Annotated in this window: 13 protein-coding genes; 3 read left to right on the top strand and 10 right to left on the bottom strand. The window is 67.5% G+C overall.

The window, feature by feature from the left end:
* The first annotated feature begins 4 nt into the window (after positions 1 to 4).
* From QO033_RS16685 to QO033_RS16675, 3 genes are read left to right on the top strand one after another with little or no spacing between them, the layout of a single operon-like run.
* Entirely contained in the window at positions 5 to 847 is an 843-nt protein-coding gene (locus tag QO033_RS16685; RefSeq protein ID WP_284482114.1) for an ABC transporter permease subunit, read from the top strand.
* Positions 847 to 1923 carry a sn-glycerol-3-phosphate import ATP-binding protein UgpC gene (locus QO033_RS16680; RefSeq protein ID WP_284482113.1) on the top strand — a complete coding sequence of 359 codons (1077 nt, stop codon included), beginning with the start codon at positions 847 to 849 and terminating at the stop codon, positions 1921 to 1923. Before QO033_RS16685 ends, QO033_RS16680 begins: the two co-directional genes overlap by 1 nt.
* On the top strand, positions 1920 to 2897 hold the full coding sequence (locus QO033_RS16675; RefSeq protein WP_284482112.1) for an endonuclease/exonuclease/phosphatase family protein: 978 nt from the start codon (positions 1920 to 1922) through the stop codon (positions 2895 to 2897). The genes QO033_RS16680 and QO033_RS16675 overlap by 4 nt, the downstream gene beginning before the upstream one ends.
* A gap of 65 nt (positions 2898 to 2962) precedes the next feature.
* Here the strand turns inward: QO033_RS16675 and QO033_RS16670 are convergent, their stop codons facing one another.
* The 10 genes from QO033_RS16670 to QO033_RS16625 form a co-directional block, all read right to left on the bottom strand.
* Entirely contained in the window at positions 2963 to 4147 is a 1185-nt protein-coding gene (locus QO033_RS16670; RefSeq protein ID WP_284482111.1) for a calcium-binding protein, read from the bottom strand.
* 29 nt (positions 4148 to 4176) lie between these two features.
* The gene (locus QO033_RS16665; RefSeq protein ID WP_284482110.1) at positions 4177 to 6117 is read right to left on the bottom strand and encodes a TonB-dependent receptor domain-containing protein; all 1941 of its coding nucleotides are present in this window, start codon (positions 6115 to 6117) and stop codon (positions 4177 to 4179) included.
* Positions 6118 to 6208: 91 nt separating this feature from the next.
* Positions 6209 to 7249 (bottom strand): calcium-binding protein, encoded by a 1041-nt coding sequence (locus QO033_RS16660; RefSeq protein WP_284482109.1) that lies wholly within the window; start codon positions 7247 to 7249, stop codon positions 6209 to 6211.
* 132 nt (positions 7250 to 7381) lie between these two features.
* Entirely contained in the window at positions 7382 to 8500 is a 1119-nt protein-coding gene (locus QO033_RS16655; RefSeq protein ID WP_284482108.1) for an alpha/beta hydrolase, read from the bottom strand.
* 180 nt (positions 8501 to 8680) lie between these two features.
* Positions 8681 to 12013 carry an acetyl-CoA carboxylase family protein gene (locus QO033_RS16650; protein ID WP_284482107.1) on the bottom strand — a complete coding sequence of 1111 codons (3333 nt, stop codon included), beginning with the start codon at positions 12011 to 12013 and terminating at the stop codon, positions 8681 to 8683.
* A 24-nt stretch (positions 12014 to 12037) separates the two neighbouring features.
* Positions 12038 to 13765, bottom strand: coding sequence for an AMP-binding protein (locus QO033_RS16645; RefSeq protein ID WP_284482106.1), 1728 nt, complete (start codon positions 13763 to 13765; stop codon positions 12038 to 12040).
* The gene (locus QO033_RS16640; RefSeq protein WP_284482105.1) at positions 13762 to 14787 is read right to left on the bottom strand and encodes an ABC transporter ATP-binding protein; all 1026 of its coding nucleotides are present in this window, start codon (positions 14785 to 14787) and stop codon (positions 13762 to 13764) included. Before QO033_RS16640 ends, QO033_RS16645 begins: the two co-directional genes overlap by 4 nt.
* Positions 14777 to 15796 carry an ABC transporter ATP-binding protein gene (locus tag QO033_RS16635; RefSeq protein WP_284482104.1) on the bottom strand — a complete coding sequence of 340 codons (1020 nt, stop codon included), beginning with the start codon at positions 15794 to 15796 and terminating at the stop codon, positions 14777 to 14779. Before QO033_RS16635 ends, QO033_RS16640 begins: the two co-directional genes overlap by 11 nt.
* Positions 15793 to 16680 (bottom strand): ABC transporter permease, encoded by an 888-nt coding sequence (locus tag QO033_RS16630; RefSeq protein WP_284482103.1) that lies wholly within the window; start codon positions 16678 to 16680, stop codon positions 15793 to 15795. Before QO033_RS16630 ends, QO033_RS16635 begins: the two co-directional genes overlap by 4 nt.
* Complete coding sequence (locus tag QO033_RS16625) at positions 16670 to 17590, bottom strand: ABC transporter permease (RefSeq protein WP_284482102.1); 921 nt, start codon at positions 17588 to 17590, stop codon at positions 16670 to 16672. The genes QO033_RS16630 and QO033_RS16625 overlap by 11 nt, the downstream gene beginning before the upstream one ends.
* Between the last annotated feature and the right edge of the window lie 78 nt (positions 17591 to 17668).

The raw sequence follows: 17668 nt of genomic DNA, 5'->3' as shown, positions 1-17668 counted from the left end.
GACCATGCAGAAGATCAAACCCTTCGACCACCTGATCCTGATCCTCGGCGCGCTGTTTCTCTGCGTGCCGGTGGTGATGGCGCTGATGTCCTCGACCCATACCGGCGTCGATATCCATTCCAACGGGCTCTATGTCACCCCGGGCAGCAACGGGCCGGCGACCTATGCCAAGGTGCTGACCCATCGCGGCGGCTTTACCGGCGATGTCACCGGGCTGCTGATGCTGAAGAACTCGCTGATCATGGGGTTCGGCTTCGCCATCGGCAAGATCGTGCTGTCGATGATGGCCGCCTATGCGCTGGTCTATTTCCGCTTCCGCTTCGCCACGGCGCTGTTCTGGATGATCTTCGCCACGCTCCTGCTGCCGTTGGAGGTGCGCATCATGCCCTCCTACCAGGTGATGAGCACGCTGCATCTCCTGAACAGCTATACCGGGCTGATCGTGCCGCTGCTGGCCTCGGCCACCGGCACGTTCTTTTTCCGCCAGTTCTTCAAATCCGTCCCCGACGAGCTGCTGGAGGCCGCCCGCATCGATGGCGCCGGCCCGTTCAAATTCTTCATCGACGTGCTGGTGCCGATGTCGAAAACGATGATGGCGGCGATCTTCATCATCATGTTCATCTACGGCTGGAACCAGTACCTCTGGCCGCTGCTGATGACCACGGACGAAGGGTTCTACACCCTCATGCGCGGCATCAAGTCGATCCTGCAGGTCTGGGTCGGCAGCCAGATCCCCGATTACAACGAAGCCTTCGCCCTTGCGGTGCTGGCGATGGTCCCGCCCGTTGCCGTGGTGGTGATCTTCCAGCGCATGTTCATCAAGGGCCTGACAGAAAGCGACAAGTGATGGCACAGCTTACCCTCAAAGGTGTCGGCAAGACCTATGCCGGCGGCGTCCAGGCGGTCTCCGGTGTGGATATCGACATCGCCGATGGCGAATTCATCGTGCTGGTCGGCCCCTCCGGCTGCGGCAAGTCCACGCTGCTGCGCATGGTCGCCGGGCTGGAAACGGTGACCGACGGCGACATCCACATCGGCGACCGACGGGTCAACCAGCTGGATCCGGCAGAGCGCGACATCGCCATGGTGTTCCAGAACTACGCGCTCTACCCGCATATGAGCGTGCGCGATAACATGGCCTACGGGCTGAAGAACCGCGGCACCCCCAAGGCCGAGATCGCCGAGCGCGTGGCCGAAGCCGCCCGCATGCTGGAACTGGGCCAATACCTCGACCGCAAACCGCGCGCCCTGTCCGGCGGTCAGCGGCAGCGCGTCGCCATGGGCCGCGCCATCGTGCGCCAGCCCGCCGCCTTCCTGTTCGACGAACCGCTGTCGAACCTGGACGCCAAGCTGCGGGTGTCGATGCGGATGGAGATCCGCAAGCTGCAGCAACGGCTTGGCACCACCTCGCTCTATGTCACCCATGACCAGCTGGAGGCGATGACGCTGGCCGACCGTCTGGTGGTGCTGAACGGCGGCCAGGTGGAACAGATCGGAGCGCCGCTTGAGGTGTACCGCAACCCGGCCTCGACCTTCGTGGCGGCCTTCATCGGCTCTCCGGCGATGAGCCTGATGGACGCCCGGATCGAGGGCGGCCAGGTGATGCTGGAAGGCCATGCGATCGCGCCGGTCTCCCATGCCGCCGGTCCGGTGACGCTGGGGCTGCGGGCCGAGGATCTGCGGCTGGTCACCACCGGCGGGGTGCCGATGCGGGTCGAATACGTCGAGGAGCTGGGCGCCCATCGCATCCTGCACGGCATGGTCGGCGACCAGACATTGGCGGTGATCGACACCGGCGCCGAGGCCCCCGGCCAGACGGTTCACGTCGCCGCCGATCCGACGCGGCTGCATCTGTTCGACGCCGCCAGCGGCCGGCGCATCCCGATCCGGCGGCCCGCCGCGGCGGCGGCACCGGTTCGATGATCCGCACCACCACGGCGATGCTGCCCGCGCCGACGCCCGCTGACCTGGCACTCCGCGATCTGCCGCGCGACGGCGCCGCGCATGACGCCCATATGGCGCAGGTCGCGGCGATGACCCAGATCGAGACCGGCGGCGCGGCCACCGACGCCCCCCTGCCCCTGCCGCTGACGGTGGGGGCCTGGAACCTGGAACGCTGCCTGTTTCCCGCCGCCTCTGCCGCCCATGTCGCCGATTGCGATCTGCTGCTCTTGTCCGAGATGGACAACGGCATGGCCCGCAGCGGCCAGCGCAACACCACCGCCGAGATCGCCGGCGCGCAGCGGATGTCCTATGCCTATGCGGTTGAGTTCCTGGAGCTCGGCCTCGGCTCGCCCATCGAGCTGCAGTTCTGCACCGACGACCACAACGCGCTTGGCTTCCACGGCAACGGGCTGATGGCCAAATCCACGCTGCGCGATCCTTTCGCACTGCGGCTCTGGGGCAAGCGGCAATGGTTCTTCGATGCCGAACAGCCGCGTCTGGGCGAGCGGATCGCCGTAGGCGCCACGGTGGAGACCGAGGCGGGCCCGCTCCTCGCCGTCTCCACCCATCTGGAAAGCGCCTGCGGCCCGGCGCATCGCGAACGTCAGGTCGCCGGGCTGATCGCGGCGATCGACGCGGAGTTTCCCGGCCTGCCGGTGCTGATCGGCGGCGATCTGAACACCGGCAACCACAATGGCGGCGACTGGCGGGCCGAAGGGCTGTTCGATGTGGCGCGCGCGGCCGGTTTCCACGTCCATGGCGGGCCGGAGGATCAGCCGACCACGCGGCCCAGCCTGATCACCCGTTGGCCCGAGCGGGCGATGAAGCTGGACTGGTTCCTGGCCCGGGGCCTGCAACTGGCAGAGGTCGAAATCCGCTCCTCGCTCGATCCGGAGGGGCGGCCGCTGTCGGATCACGACGCCATCGTGACCCGTATCCTGGCGCTGGACTGACCCCGGGGCGGTGCGCCCTACCCACCGGCGCGGCGCACTGCTCTGTGTTGCGGGGCCAGGTCGGCTCAGAACAGGAAGTCGCCGGCGTCCAGATCGACGCCGCCCAGCAGCGTGATCTGGAAATCGGCCAGGCCGTCGCCGTCGGTGTCGCCGGCGATCAGCGTCTTTCCACCGCTCTCCCAGGCCCGCAGCTCGCCGGCGCTGCCGGAGAAATCGCTGTCACCAATCAGGGTGAAGGCCTGATCCCCGGCGCTGTTGCTGTCCGAGTCGATGCCGGAGAGATCGATCACATCGCCCTGCCTGCTGCTGAAGTCGGTGATCACATCGCCATCGGCCTGTTTCGCCGCCGCGAAGACGAAGGTATCGGCCCCGGCGCCGCCGGTCAGCCTGTCCGCCCCCTTGCCACCATCGAGCGTGTCGGCGCCCGCTCCGCCGTTCAGCCGATCATTGCCGCCGCCGCCCAGCAGGATATCGGCGCCGCCCTTGCCCGACAGGACGTCCTTGCCACCGCCGCCGTTCAACTGGTCGTTGCCGCCGCCGCCAATCAACCGGTCCTTGCCAGCCCCGCCCGCCAGCGTGTCGCGCCCGGCACCGCCATTGAGCGTATCGCTGCCGTTGCCCCCCAGCAGCGTGTCATTGCCGGCGCCGCCCAGCAGGGTATCGTCGCCGCCATTGCCCCGGATCACGTCGTCGCCGGCATATCCGCGCACGGTGTCGTCGAACCGGGTGCCGGAATAGCTGTCGTCGCCGGCGGTGGCATAGAGGTCATGCCCCTCGCCCCAGACCAGGTCCAGCAGCGGGCCGGTATCGACCGTGGAGCCGTCCAGGCCGCCGCCCATCAGCCCCTTGACGATCTCATGCACCTCGCCCTTCACCCCGGCGGCGTTTTCGACATCGAGATCGGAGAAGGTGATCAGCGCGTCGATGGCGACGAGGCCGGTCTCATCCACCACCAGATCGCCGGCTTCGGCGTCATAGGCCGAACCCAGCGTCCCCAGCATGATGGTCTCGATGGTGCCGCTGACCGAGTGGTTGGACATGGTATAGCCGAAATCCTCGCCGCCCAGCACCACCGTGCGGGTTTCGGCCTCGGCGCCGGGGGTCGGGGTATCCAGATGCACGATCTGCTGGCTGTCGCCGGTCTCCGGCAGGAACAGCGGCAGTTCATAGGGGGCGAAATCGTCGAAAAAGGCCTCCAGCGCGGCGTTGAAGTCCACGCCATCGCCGGCCAGCGTGATGGTCATTGTCATGTCATGTCCTTTCCTGGGCGCCGTGCCGGTCAGAACCGGAGGATCAGCGACGCCTGTGCGTTGAACCCCGGCTGCGGCTGGGTATCGAGATGGGGGGTGTAGCTCTGGTCGAAGATGTTGTTCAGCGTCAGGCCGAATTCGGCGGCGTCGGTGATCTCCTGACGGAAGAACAGATCGACGGTGCGCCAGGCGCCATAGGTCAGCGAACTGCCGGTCTTGCTGCCGCTGACGGTGATCCGGGTGCCGGCCTCGCGGCGCAGGTCGGCGCTGCGCAGCCCCAGCGTCATCACCAGCCGATCCGGCGCGGTGCGGTCCAGTTCCTCTCCGGTGCTGCGGTCGGTGCCGTCGATCAGCTGCGCCGCCAGCCCGGCGAAGAGCTGGCCGGCGTCGTAGCGCGCCTCGATCTCGAGCCCGTCGATGCGGACCTTGTCGATATTGCCATACTGGTAATAGCTGTCGAACAACCCGCCGACCCGTTCCAGCCCGATGTAATCGTCCACCGTGTTGCGATAGATCGTGGCGCGCAGATCCAGGCGGTCGCCCTGGGTCAGAAGGTCCCGCCGCGCGTAGCTGAGGCCGAGTTCGACCGACCGGGATTTCTCCGGGTCCAGATCGGGGTTCGGTTCGATCTGGAAATCCGCCGGCTCCGGATGCATGCCCGAGACCAGAGTTTCGTTCAGCGACGGCGGCCGATAGGCCATGGCGGCGGCGGCATGCAGGGTGAATGACGCCCCCAGCGGCAGCTCCAGCGCGATGCGCGGCGACAGAGCCGCGCCGGAGGCCCGGCCCTGTTCGCTGTCGAGTCGGTAGCTGTCGGCCGAGAGACCCAGCGTCAGGGTGCCGGCGCCCAGGGCGATCCGGTCCACCGCGGCCAGTGACCAGATCTCTCGCGCGCCCGACGGGGTCAGGCTGCCGCTGGGATCATCGACATCGGCGCTGTCGCGAAACCCCTCCAGCGTCAGGGTCACATCGTGTTCGCGCCCAGCAATCATCAGGTAGTTCTGCGCCGTCAGCAAAAGCCCGTTGGTCGCGGTGTCATAGCTGCGCCCGACCCCCGTGGCCGCCAGCGTGGTGGCGTCCAGCGTCGCCTGCTGCAGCCGGGTTTCGGTGCGATACAGGCTGCCCTCGACCCGCCAGCCCAGAATATCCTCCGCCTCGTAACCGAAACGCAGGCTGCGGCTGCGCATATCGTTGTCGCGCGGATAGCCGCTGGCGACACCAGACAGGAAATCCTTGTCGGTCCGGTCGAGGCTGAGGGTGAAGCGCTGGCCGTTGTCGGTATTGACCCCGAGGGTGCCCAGCAGGCTCCGGCTCTGCTGCCAGGCATAGACGCGGGTGCCATCGGGGGCGGTGTAATCGCTCTCTTCCTTGTGGGTCGCCGCCAGCATGATATCGACCGTCTGGCTCAGCCGGGCAGCCAGCGCCCCATGCACGGTCGGGCTCTCGCTCAGCGTGCCGTAGCGCAGCCGCAGGTCGCCGCCGGTCCTGGCGCCGTCTTTCAGGATATCCTCGGCGGTGACCCGGCGCAGCTCCACCGCGCCGGCGATCGCCCCGGACTTGGCACCGGCACCGCGGGTGACGCTGACCTCGCGCAGCATTTCCTCATCGACCGAAAACGTGCCGTTCGCGCCGTGACCGGAGCGGGCGAAATTCTGCCGCATGCCATCGATGGTCACCGCCACCCGGCCGTGATCCTGCAGCCCGCGGATGTTCACCGCCATCTCGCCGCCTTCGCCCTCGGTGGTGACCCCCGCCATGCTGCGCAGCACGGTGTCCAGACTGGCGCCCTGGAATTCGGTCTGCAGCTGCTCGGCATCCACCGTGGTCTCCGACGCTGTCGCCAGATCGGCACTCGGCGCCTCGGTCTCGACAACGATTTCGTCGAGCGCGATCAGCTCCTGGGCGCCGAGGGCGCCGGGCATGAGAAAGAGGCCGGAAACCGCCAGGGCGGTGCGCAGGTCAGACGACATCGAAGTCCTCAGGCAGGCAAGCGAAGAAGGGAGAGGCAGACAGCCGCCCGGGCCACGGCATTTCGCCGCCGCCCGGGCCGGTTGGTCCCGGTCAGAACAGGAACATGTCGTCGTTGATCTGATCGGCGGTGAAGTCGAGCAGTTCGATCTTCACCCCATCCGCGACCAGCACGACGCTGTGATCGGTGTCCCGCAGGGTGAAATCGTCAACCGAGCTGACATCCAGCGCGCTCACGTCGATGACATCCTCATCCAGGGTGAAATCGGTGATGATGTCCTTCTTGCTGACGGCAGAGATCACGAAGGTATCCTCACCCGCGCCGCCGGTCAGGGTATCGACGCCCTTGGCACCGATCAGCACATCGTCGCCCGTCCCGCCGATCAGCATGTCGCGTCCGGCGCCGCCATTCAGCTCGTCATCGCCGGCGCCACCATAGAGGGTATCGGCCCCCTTTCCGCCCATCAGCCTGTCGTCGCCGCGACCGCCCAGGATCAGATCCTCGCCGGCAAAGCCGCGGATCACGTCATTGCCCGCGAGGCCGGTCAGCGTATCGTCGTAGTCGCCGCCGAACAGCCGGTCGTTCCCGACCGTGCCGGTCATGTCGAGCGCATAGCCCGCGAACAGATCGGTCAGCGTATCGGCGTCCAGCTCCCCCAGCGCGGTATAGAGGGTGTAGACCAGATTGCTCTCGGTATTGCCGGCGCCCGGCTCCGCGCTCAGCCCCAGCCCCTCGATCACCAGACCGGTATCGAGGCCGGTGACCTGGCCGTCTTCGCCGATCCCCTGGGTGCCACCGGTCACGCCCTCGACCCAGTCGCCGAAGGTCAGCGCGTCGAGCTCGCCGGTGATGCCATGCCCGTAGGAGGAGCCATGGTGGATGAAGTCATAGGCCAGACCGTCGCCGCCAGCGATGACGGTCGCGGCAACCGCGTCCCCGGCACCGTCCTCATAGCTGAAGACGATCTGCGAGCCGTTCATGTAGTAGGTGCCGCCGAAGGCCGAATCCGGCTCGCCGCCGTAGAAATCCTTCGAACCGGAGGCGCCCAGCGCGGCGAAGTAATCGCTGATGTAGGTGCGAGAGTTGAAGCCGCCGCTCAGCGCGGAAGCGTCGATGGTAAGTGTCTGAACCATGGGTGTCCCTGTCAGTCATACGGTCGGAAAAGCACGCTGACTGGCGGGACGCTTGCTGCATGCAACTGGCGCGACCTTAGGGAGACTTAGTATTTCTGTCAACAAATGTGGCGATGAAAAATCCGATGTTTTTCATTCTCCGTCCGGGATCAGATCACGTAGGACCGGCACCCCTTCCAGCACCTCCAGCGTGCCCGGGGTGCGCGGCGGACGATCGTAGTTGTGCCTGGCCAGGGTGCGGCCGATCAGCTGCACCACTTCGGGGGAGCCGGCGAACTTGCGGTGGGTGCCGGAATCCGAATCGTGGATCCGGCTCAGGTCGATGACGCTGACCCCGAGCCCCTCCAGCGTCATGGCGTCCGCCGCCCCCAGCCGCATGACCCCGCCCGACACCCGGCGCGACAGCCGCAGCGCGAAATCGTCCTGAGAGACCAGGACATAGAGATTGCCGCGTTTGCTGTCGATCTGGCCCAGCTGGGTGCGGAACACGTCCAGGTCGATATCCGGCGCCGCCAGCATGATGTTGTTGAGCTTGCCGGTCTGATCCAGAGTATCGGCCAGCGCCGACTGCACCATCACCTCCATCAGCAGAAAGCCCCCCATCGAATGGGCGAAGACGTCGAAGCCGTTGGCGGTGCTGCGGCTGAGGATGTTCGAGGCCTCCTCGACCAGCGGGCGGGCGGCCAGGGTGCTGTTGATGTCATAGACATAATGGGTCCGGCGCCCGGCGGAGGCCCAGGAGAACACCACTGGCACACCGGTAAAGCCGGAGTCCTGCACGAACTGCCCCACCCGCAGCACCGCATCGGTCATGGTGATGTTATAGCCGTGGATGAAGAACAGGATGTTGCGGTCTTCGGGGGGCCGGCGCGCCAGTTCCGCATTGATCGCGCGCAGGAATTCCGTCTCCGCCCCGTAGACCTGCGGATCGACCACGGCGAACTGGTGTCGCGGCTTCGGCGGCAGACGGTGCGGCCGCTCCACCTCGCCGGCGACATGATCGGGCGGCACCGTCACCTCCACCGAGGCGAGTGCCAGTTCCGACGCGCGCTTGCCCGAGAAGAACACCCCGCGCGCCGGCGACGGCGCCCGGGTGGTGGTGATGAAAACCTTGTGGCGGGTGACCTCCGGCACGCTCAGCGCCGGGTCGCGACGGTCGTCGACGCCGATCATCTCCGGCGCCCGTCCGCAGGCCGTCAGCCAAAGCCCGACGCAGAGGAGCGGGAGGAGCAGACGGGACAGGGGCGGCATGGGCATCTCCAGGCATTCGGAACGGGCGGTTGGCGGCAGCGGCCCCGAACGCCCCCTCTCCGGAACGGGATCGGGCCCGGTCACCGCAGGCTGCCGCCTGACCCTCGCTACAGAAGATGAAGATGCCGCTAACGCCGATGGGGCAAGGCGCCGCAGCCCCCTGCCCCCAAAGGTTGTGCCTTACCAGGTATCGACCCAGGGACGTTTCTTGCCCGCCCGCGGCACCCGCGGCGGCGCGCTCTCCAGCATCATGCCGATCCAGACCCGGGTTTCGGCCGGGTCGATCACGGTGTCGATCTCGAACATCGTCGCGGTGCTGAGCGCCTTGCCGCGTTCGTACATATGCGCCACCATCTTGTCGTAGAGCGCCTTGCGCTCCTCCGGGTCGGCGACTGCCTCCAGCTCCTTGCGGTAGCCGAGCTTCACCGCCCCCTCCAGCCCCATGCCACCGAATTCCCCGGTGGGCCAGGACACCACGAAGTTGGGTGCCCGGAACGAGCCACCGGCCATCGCCTGCGCCCCGAGCCCATAGGCCTTGCGCAGAACGAAGGTGCAGGTCGGCACCTCGAGGTTCGAGCCGATCACGAAGAGCCGCGAGCAATGGCGCACCAGCGCGGTCTTCTCGATCTCCGGCCCCACCATCATCCCCGGGGTATCACAGAGGAAGACCACCGGCAGATCATGCGCATCGCAGAGCTGCAGGAAGCGCGCCGCCTTATCGGCACCTGGGGTGTCAATGGCCCCGGCCATGTGCCTGGGGTTGTTCGCCACCACCCCCAGCGGGCGCCCCTCGACCCGGATCAGCGCGGTGACCATACCGGCCGCAAAGCCGGCGCGCAGTTCCAGCACCGATCCGACATCGGCCATCCCCTCGATCGCGGCATGGACGTCATAGGCCTCCATCCGGTTCTCCGGCACCACATGGCGCAGCATCCGCGCATCCGGCGCCTGCCAGTCCGCCACCGGCCCCTGGAAGTACGACAGATACTGTTTGGCGACGGCGACCGCCTCGGTCTCGTCCTCCACCAGAATGTCGATCACGCCGTTTTCCGACTGCACCGCGCTCGGGCCCACCTCCTCGGGGCGAAACACGCCGAGCCCGCCGCCCTCGATCATCGCCGGACCGCCCATGCCGATGGTGGCGTCCCGGGTGGCGATCACCACATCGCAGCAGCCCAGCAGCGCCGCATTGCCGGCAAAACAACGACCGGAGCCGATGCCGACCATCGGCACCAACCCGGACAGCCGCGCCTGCATATTGAAGGTCATCACATGCAGCCCCGAGATCGACTGCACGTCGACATCCCCCGGCCGGCCGCCGCCGCCCTCGCAGAAGAAGATCAGCGGCCGGCGGTTGCGCTCGATCACATGCAGCATGCGGTCGGTCTTTTCGTGGTTCATCTTGCCCTGGGTGCCGGCCAGAACCGTGTAATCGTAGTGCAGCACCCCGCAACGCGCGACCTCCGCATCGAAGAGATCGCCATTCACCGTCCCCATGCCGGTGATCAGCCCGTCGGCGGGGGTATTGCGCATCAGGTCGTCCAGGCTGCGGCGGGAGCGCTGCGCCGCGATCACCAGATCGCCGTATTCGGTGAAGCTGTCGTCGTCGCAGAGATCGGCGATATTCTCCCGCGCGCTGCGCTTACCCTTGGCATGGCGCTTCGCCACCGCCTCGGGGCGGGCGGCATCCCGCGTCAGAGCACGTCGCGCGATCAGCTCCTCCAGATCGGGACGGATGTGATCGGGGTCGAGCGCCTCGGCCTCGACCGTCTCGCCCTCGACACTGTCGTCGGGCTCCAGCGCGAAGAGCGGATCGCCGAGCGCCACCATATCGCCCGGCGCGACGAACACATCGCGCAGCCGCCCGGCGGTTTCCGCCGCAATGGTATGCTGCATCTTCATCGCCTCCATCACCAGAATGGCGCCACCACTGCTCAGCGTGTCTCCCGGCGCGGCCTTGACCGCCAGGATGGTGCCCTGCATCGGCGCCCCGGTCACGCCGGAGCCGAGATCCGCCGGCGCCCGGCCCGGTGCCGCGTCCCCCCCGGTACCCCGGCCATAGGCCAGCACCGCCAGGGGATCGTCGCTCTTGCCGGAGGTGGCGCAGTGGGTGGCCGGTTTCGGCACCCGCTGGGCCGCCTCGAACAGCGCGCCGGCGCGCGCCTCCACCAGCCGGGTGTGGGCCTTGCCGCTGGCCAATTCCGGAAGATCGAGCAGCGCCATCAGATAGGGGATATTGGTCTCCACCCCCTCGATCCGGAAGGCGCCCAGCGCCCGACGCGCCCGCGCCAGCGTGTCGGTCAGGCTGCCCGGCGCATGCACGATCAGCTTGGCCAGCAGGCTATCGAAGGCCGGCGAGGGCCGGAGGCCGGCAAAGCCGGCCCCGTCGACCCGCACGCCGGGACCGCCCGGCGCCTCATAAACGCTCAGCCGGCCGCCGGTGGGCAGGGCACTGCCGTCTGCCGCCATCTTCTCCATGTTGACGCGCAACTGCACCGCATGGCCGCGTGGCGCCGGCACCTGGTCCTGGGTCAGCCCCAGTTCGAACAGGCTCGCCCCCAGCACCACCCGGATCTGCGCCTGCACCAGATCGACGCCGGTGATCTCCTCGGTGATGGTATGTTCCACCTGCAGCCTGGGGTTGGCCTCGATGAAGGCCAGGGTGCCATCGGCCCCGACCAGATATTCGAAGGTGCCGAGCCCGCAGTATCCGACCGCCCGGGCCATCTCCACCGCGCTGTCCAGCAGCCGCTGGCGCATATCCGGGGCCAGCGCCGGCGCCGGGGCGATTTCGATCAGCTTCTGGTGGCGGCGCTGCAGGGTGCAGTCGCGCTCCCACAGATGCACCGCATGGGTGCCGTCGGCCAGCACCTGCACCTCGATATGGCGGGCGTTTTCCAGAAACCGCTCCGCATAGATCGCCGGGTTGCCGAAGGCGGCGGCCGCCTCGGCGCTGGCTGCCTCGAAGGCATCGGCAAGCTCCGCCGCCTCGCGCACAATGCGCATGCCGCGACCGCCGCCACCGGCCACCGCCTTCAGCACGATCGGATCGCCCCCGAGTTCCTGCATGAAGGCGCGGAAGGCTTCCGGATCGGCGGCCTGATCGAGCCCGGGGTTCACCGGCGCACCAACCCGCTGCGCCAACTGCCGGGCGCGGGTCTTGTCGCCGAGCTCTTCCAGCGCCTCGGGGCTCGGGCCGATGAAGACCATGCCCGCCGCCGCCACCGCCCGGGCGAATTCGGCGCTCTCGCTGAGGAACCCATAGCCCGGGTGGATCGCCTGGGCGCCGGCCTGTTCCGCCGCCGCAATCATCCCGGCGATATCCAGATAGGCGCGGGCGCCCTGCCCGTTCAGCGCGATCGCCTCTTGCGCGCGGCGCACATGCAGCGCGCCCTTGTCGTCCTCGGAATAGACCGCCACCGGCACCATTCCCAGTTCCACCACCGCCTCTGCCAGCCGCAGCGCGATCTCTCCCCGGTTGGCGATCAGGATCTTTGTCACATCTTGTCTCATGTCGTTTTCCGCTCGCGGCCGGCCTCAGAGAAGCTGGGCCAGCTCCTCTTTCTTCACCTTGCCCGTCGCCGTCATCGGCAGCGCGTCGACGATGCGCACCTCGGGACGTTTGTAGATCGCCATTTCATCGGCGCACCAGGCCTCGATCTCTGCGGCGGTGGCCTGCTTGCCCTCGCCCAGGGTGACGAAGGCCACCGGCACCTGGCCCTTGTCCGGATCGGGCCGCCCGATCACGCCGGAGCCGATGATCGCCGGGTGACGCCCCAGCATCGCCTCCAGCTCGGCCGGGAAGACCGACATCCCCTTGACCTTCAGCATCTCCTTGCGACGGCCGAGGAAGTGCAACAGCCCCATCTGGTCCAGCACACCGATATCGCCGGTATGCAGCCAGCCGTCGCGGATGGCCTCTGCGGTTGCCTCAGGCTTGTTCCAGTAGGAAGTCAGCAGCGAGGGCGAACGCACGCAGATCTCTCCCTCCTCGCCCAGGGGCTTCAGCGCGCCGCTGTCGAAATCGCAGATCTTGAACTCCGTTCCCGGGCAGGCCATGCCGACAAAGACCGGCTGCTGATCCAGATCCCAGTCGCCCTGCTGATAGCCGGTGGTGAAGGTGTCGCAGGTATGAGTCTCGGTCATGCCCCAGGCGGCCTCCGCCATCACCGAGCCGGTCAGCTCCCGCCAGCGGGTGCGATAATCGTGGTTCAGCTTCTTGACGAAGGAGGACACCCGGGTCTTCTGCAGCGCGGTCAGATCGTATTTGCCCACCTCCGGGTGATCCATCACCTCGACCGCGTTATCGACCAGCATGCCGGCCTGATTGGGCCGCAGCCGGTCCACCGCCGACAGGAAGCTCAGCACATCCCAGCGACCCAGCAGGATGCAGGAGCAGCCGGAGAATACCGGGAACAGCAGCCCCATGTCCTCCCCCGCGATCCAGAACAGCGGGTGAAAGCAGATCGACACATCCTCCGGGCTCAGCTGGGTGCCGATGCCGCAGGTGGTGGCGGCGGTGTAGATCATGTGCCGCTGGGTATGGACGCAGCCCTTGGGCATGCCGGTGGTGCCGCCGGTGTAGTTCAGCGCCGCCATGGCGTCGAGATCGGTGGCGATCTGCGGCACCGGGGCATCGCAGGCCTCCAGCGCGGCGATGAAATCCTCGGTGCCTGTGGCCTGATCGGGCTGCGACACGATCGAGGGCGGGCAATGGAACGCCGGCGTCTTCGGCACCCAGTCGGCCATGCCGGTGGCATAGAGCTTGCGCAGCCGCACCCGGTCGCGCACCGACTGGACCAGCGGCACCAGAACGTCGGCAGCCACCATCACCTCCGCATCGGCATCGTTGAGCTCGTAGATCAGCTCATGTTCGCGGAACATCGGGTTAACTGGGACATGCACCGCGCCGGCCTTGAGAATGCCGAAGAAGGCGATGGCGAATTGCGGGCAATTGCCCATGAAAACCGCCACCCGGTCGCCCGGCGCCACCCCGTCCGCGGCGAGCCGCGCAGCGAAGCGATCCGACAGCCGGTCCATCTCTCCATAAGTGATGGTGCCGCCATAGAAGTTATAGAGCACCTTGTCCGGCTGCACCGCCGCCCAGGCGCGCAGGTAATCGCTGATCCCGGCTTCGCCATGCGGATAGATCGGCTCGCTCGGCACACCGGCAGGCCAGTTGGCCGCCTGCGCCGCCCGCACCCGGGCCAGATACTCGGCCTCGCTCAGCGGTTGGGTCTCGGGGGAAATCGTCGTCTCGGTCATTGTGCAGTCCTTTCGAGAGGGTCGGCGCCCGCCGCGCCGGGGGTCCGGGAGGTCCGGGTCACCGGCGTGGCAGAGGCGGTTTGTGCGGTCAGAAGGTGGCAGCGCGCCCAGGCCCCGGGCGCGGTGACATGGCGTTCGGGCGGATCGCTGTCGCAGGGCGCGAAACGTTTCGGGCAGCGCGGATGGAATGGGCAGCCCGCCGGCACCTTCAGCGCCGATCCGATTTCACCGATGATCACATCGGTGGGCAGCCGGTGATCCGGGTCCGGCCGCGGCGCCGAGGCCAGCAGCGCCTGGGTATAGGGATGCGAGGGCGCGCCGAAGACGGCGCCGGTGGGACCCTGTTCGACCATATTGCCCAGATACATCACGCCGGTGGCATGGCTGAAATGCTCCACCAGGGCGAGATCGTGGGCAATGATCAGATAGGACAGGCCGAACTCCTCCTGAATGTCGGAGAGAAGGTTCAGGATCTGCGCCCGGATCGACACGTCGAGCGCCGAGGTCGGCTCGTCCAGGATCACCACCTCCGGGCGCACCGCCAGGGCACGGGCGACCGCGATCCGCTGCCGCTGTCCGCCGGAGAACTCATGCGGGAAGAGCTTTGCCGCGGTGGCGTGCAGGCCGACGACCTCCAGCGCCTCCTCGACCCGTTTGGCGATCTCCGCCCGACTCAGGTCGCCCTGCGCCAGCATCGGTTCGGCCACGATCTTGCCGACCCGAAGCCGCGGGTTCAGCGAGGCGTAGGGGTCTTGGAACACCGCCTGCACCTCGCGGCGAAACTGGCGCAGCGCCCGGCCGCCGAGGCCGGAGACCTCCTGCCCGCGATAGCGCACCGCGCCGGAGGTCGGCTTTTCCAGCAGCAGCATCAGCTTGGCCAGCGTGCTCTTGCCGCAGCCGCTCTCCCCGACGAGGGCAAAGGTCTTGCCCGGTTCCAGCGCGAAGCTGACCCCGTCGACCGCCTTCACCACGCCATTGCGGGTGTCGTAGTGTTTCTTCAGCTCGTGCGCTTCAAGCAGCATCGGGCGCGCCTCCTTCGCTCAGCCGCCAGCAGGCGGCGCGGTGATCCGATCCCAGATCGCTGTCGCCGGGATAAGCGGCCTGGCACTTCGCGTCGGCCAACGCGCAGCGTGGCGCGAAACGGCAGCCTTTCGGCATCGCCAGCAGCGACGGCGGCTGCCCCGCCAGCGCATAGAGCCGCTTGCGTTTCTCCCCCAGCCGCGGGATCGCGCTCAGCAACGACCGGGTGTAGGGATGCGCCGGGTTCTCGAAGACCGCGCGCGCCGGCCCCTGTTCGACGATGCGACCGGCGTACATCACCGCGATCCGGTCGCAGATCGAGGCCGCGACCCCCATGTCATGGGTGATCAGCACGATGGCGACGCCGGTTTCCTCCTGAATCTGGCGATAGAGATCCATCATCTTGACCTGGATCGTCACATCCAGGCTGGAGGTCGGCTCATCCGCGATCATCACCTCGGGCGCGCAGGCGATGGCCATGGCCGAAACCACCCGCTGCCGCATGCCACCGGAGAACTGATAGGGGAAATCGTCGAGCCGCGCCTCCGGCGACGGGATACGCACCCGTCCCAGCGCATCGGCGGCCCGCGCCCGCGCCTCGGCCCGGGAATGCGCCAGCCCGTGATAGCGCAACGGCGCCCCGACCTGATCGCCGACGGTATAGACCGGGTTCAGCGATGACATCGGGTCCTGCGTCACCATGGAGATCCGGCGACCGCGCCAGTCGCGGGCCAATTCCGTCTCGCTGAGCTTGGTCAGATCGGTGCCGCCGACGATCACCTCTCCGGCGGCGATCCGCCCGCCCGGACGTGGCAGCAGCCTGAGCAGCGACAGGCAGGTCATCGATTTGCCCGAGCCGCTCTCGCCGACGATGCCCAGCGTCTGCCCCGGCGCAACGGAGAAGCTGACCCCGTCCACCGGCCGCAGCGCGCCGCGGCGCAGTTTCAGTTCGGTCACCAGATGGCGCACCTCGAGCGCCGGGGTCGGGTCGACCCGGTCCATCACGGTCATAGCTGTTTCCTTTTCGGGTCGAGCACATCGCGCAGCCAGTCGCCGAACAGGTTGGAGGCCAGACAGGTCAGCATGATGGCGACGCCCGGCATGGTGATCGCCCACCAGGCGTTGGTGATATAGCCGCGCGCATCGGCCAGCATGACGCCCCACGAGATGTCCGGGGTCTGGATGCCGAGGCCGAGAAAGCTGAGCGAGGCTTCGAAGATGATCACCTGGCCCACCTGCAGCGTTGCCAGGACCAGCAGGGTGTTGACGATATTGGGGGCCAGATGGCGGGCGAAGATGATCAGCGGGCCGCAGCCGGCGATCCGTGCCAGCGCCACATATTCGCGTTCGCGCAGCGAAAGGATCTCGCCCCGCACGATGCGGGCGTACCAGCTCCAGTAGGTGACGACGATGACGATCACCACCGCCTCAAGCCCCGGGTCCAGCACCGCGGCAAGGATCAGCGCCAATGCCAGCGGCGGGATCGACAGCTGCATGTCGACCAGCCGCATGATCACCGCATCGGTCCAGCCGCCGAAATAGCCCGCGATCATGCCGATCACCGTGCCCAGCAGCCCCGACAGCACAATTGCCCAAAAGGCGACGATGGCGGAGATCCGGGTGCCGGCGATGATCCGGCTGAGGATGTCGCGACCGAGGTTGTCGGTGCCCAGCGGATGCGACCAGCTGCCGCCCGCCGCCCAGGCCGGCGGCTGGAAGGCGGACCGCAGATCGAGCGCGTCGGGCCGCCAGGGCGAAACCATCGGGCCGAAGATCGCCAGCAGGATCACCGCCAGCAGGATCCCGCCCGAGACCCAGGGAAAGCCGGTGCCGAAGAGATTGAGCGCCAGCGCGCGCAGCCCGCGCGCGGGCATCGGAGTCAGCTCAGCGGTCATGGCGGATCCTCGGGTCGATGAGCCCGTAGGACAGATCCACGAGCAGGTTGGCGATGACGAACATGACGGCGGCGAACAGCACGCCCGCCTGCACCACCGGGAAGTCACGGGCAAACAGCGCCTCGACCACGGTGCGGCCCAGGCCGGGCCAGGCGAAGACCACCTCGACCACGAAGGCGCCGCCCAGCATCGAGGCGAAATAAACCCCCATCATGGTGACCAGCGGCACCGCGGCATTGCGAAAGGCGTATTTCCAGATCAGCAGCCCCTCGGGCACGCCGACGGAACGGCCCATGCGGATGTAATCGCTGTCGAGCACATCCAGCATGGCGGAGCGGACGATGCGGGTCTGCGCCGCCACCGGATACCAGCCCAGCGCGATGGCCGGCAGGATCACGTGTTTCGGGGTATCGGCGCCATAGGCCGGCAGCCATTCCAGCCCGATGGCGAACACGATGATCAGCAGCAGGCCGACCCAGAAGTTCGGCATCGCCTGCCCCAGCATCGCCACGCCCTTGGCGAAGCGGTCGAACCAGGAACCGCGGCGCACCGCGCTGATCACCCCGAAGGGGATCGACAGCATCAGCGAGAAGATCAGCGCCGCCGAGGCCAGGTAGACGGTCGCCGGCAACCGGTCCAGGATCAGCTCGCGCACCGGCATTTCCCAACGGTAGGAGGTGCCGAAATCGCCGGTCGCGGCGTCGCGCAGGAACATCAGATATTGCTGCCAGACCGGCAGGTCGAGACCGAGCCGCTCGCGGGTCTGAGTGACCAGCGCCTCGGGCGCCTCGGGCGGCAGCATCAGCACGACGGGATCGCCGCTGAGCCGGGTGATGATGAAGATGATGACGGAGGCGCCGAGGATGCTGAACACCCCCTGGGCCACCCGCCGCAATACGAACCGGGTCATCGGAAACGGTCCTCGTCGTCGGAGAGATAGGGGCCGCCCGCGACGGTCACGGACCAGCGGGCGGCAGGACAAGCGCGG

This window comes from Pseudodonghicola flavimaris (assembly GCF_030164425.1).
Classification (GTDB): domain Bacteria; phylum Pseudomonadota; class Alphaproteobacteria; order Rhodobacterales; family Rhodobacteraceae; genus Pseudodonghicola; species Pseudodonghicola flavimaris.
Note: the sequence above shows the minus strand (reverse complement) of the source record. Positions and strands in the feature narration are given on the sequence as shown.

What these genes read in the sequence shown, in the direction of transcription:
- QO033_RS16660 (WP_284482109.1), bottom strand. Translation starts at nt 7,249, where the DNA reads ATGGTTCAGACACTTACCATCGACGCTTCCGCGCTGAGCGGCGGCTTC.
- QO033_RS16670 (WP_284482111.1), bottom strand. Translation starts at nt 4,147, where the DNA reads ATGACAATGACCATCACGCTGGCCGGCGATGGCGTGGACTTCAACGCC.
- QO033_RS16650 (WP_284482107.1), bottom strand. Translation starts at nt 12,013, where the DNA reads ATGAGACAAGATGTGACAAAGATCCTGATCGCCAACCGGGGAGAGATC.
- QO033_RS16675 (WP_284482112.1), top strand. Translation starts at nt 1,920, where the DNA reads ATGATCCGCACCACCACGGCGATGCTGCCCGCGCCGACGCCCGCTGAC.
- QO033_RS16630 (WP_284482103.1), bottom strand. Translation starts at nt 16,680, where the DNA reads ATGACCGCTGAGCTGACTCCGATGCCCGCGCGCGGGCTGCGCGCGCTG.
- QO033_RS16665 (WP_284482110.1), bottom strand. Translation starts at nt 6,117, where the DNA reads ATGTCGTCTGACCTGCGCACCGCCCTGGCGGTTTCCGGCCTCTTTCTC.
- QO033_RS16635 (WP_284482104.1), bottom strand. Translation starts at nt 15,796, where the DNA reads ATGACCGTGATGGACCGGGTCGACCCGACCCCGGCGCTCGAGGTGCGC.
- QO033_RS16680 (WP_284482113.1), top strand. Translation starts at nt 847, where the DNA reads ATGGCACAGCTTACCCTCAAAGGTGTCGGCAAGACCTATGCCGGCGGC.
- QO033_RS16625 (WP_284482102.1), bottom strand. Translation starts at nt 17,590, where the DNA reads ATGACCCGGTTCGTATTGCGGCGGGTGGCCCAGGGGGTGTTCAGCATC.
- QO033_RS16640 (WP_284482105.1), bottom strand. Translation starts at nt 14,787, where the DNA reads ATGCTGCTTGAAGCGCACGAGCTGAAGAAACACTACGACACCCGCAAT.
- QO033_RS16685 (WP_284482114.1), top strand. Translation starts at nt 5, where the DNA reads ATGCAGAAGATCAAACCCTTCGACCACCTGATCCTGATCCTCGGCGCG.
- QO033_RS16655 (WP_284482108.1), bottom strand. Translation starts at nt 8,500, where the DNA reads ATGCCGCCCCTGTCCCGTCTGCTCCTCCCGCTCCTCTGCGTCGGGCTT.
- QO033_RS16645 (WP_284482106.1), bottom strand. Translation starts at nt 13,765, where the DNA reads ATGACCGAGACGACGATTTCCCCCGAGACCCAACCGCTGAGCGAGGCC.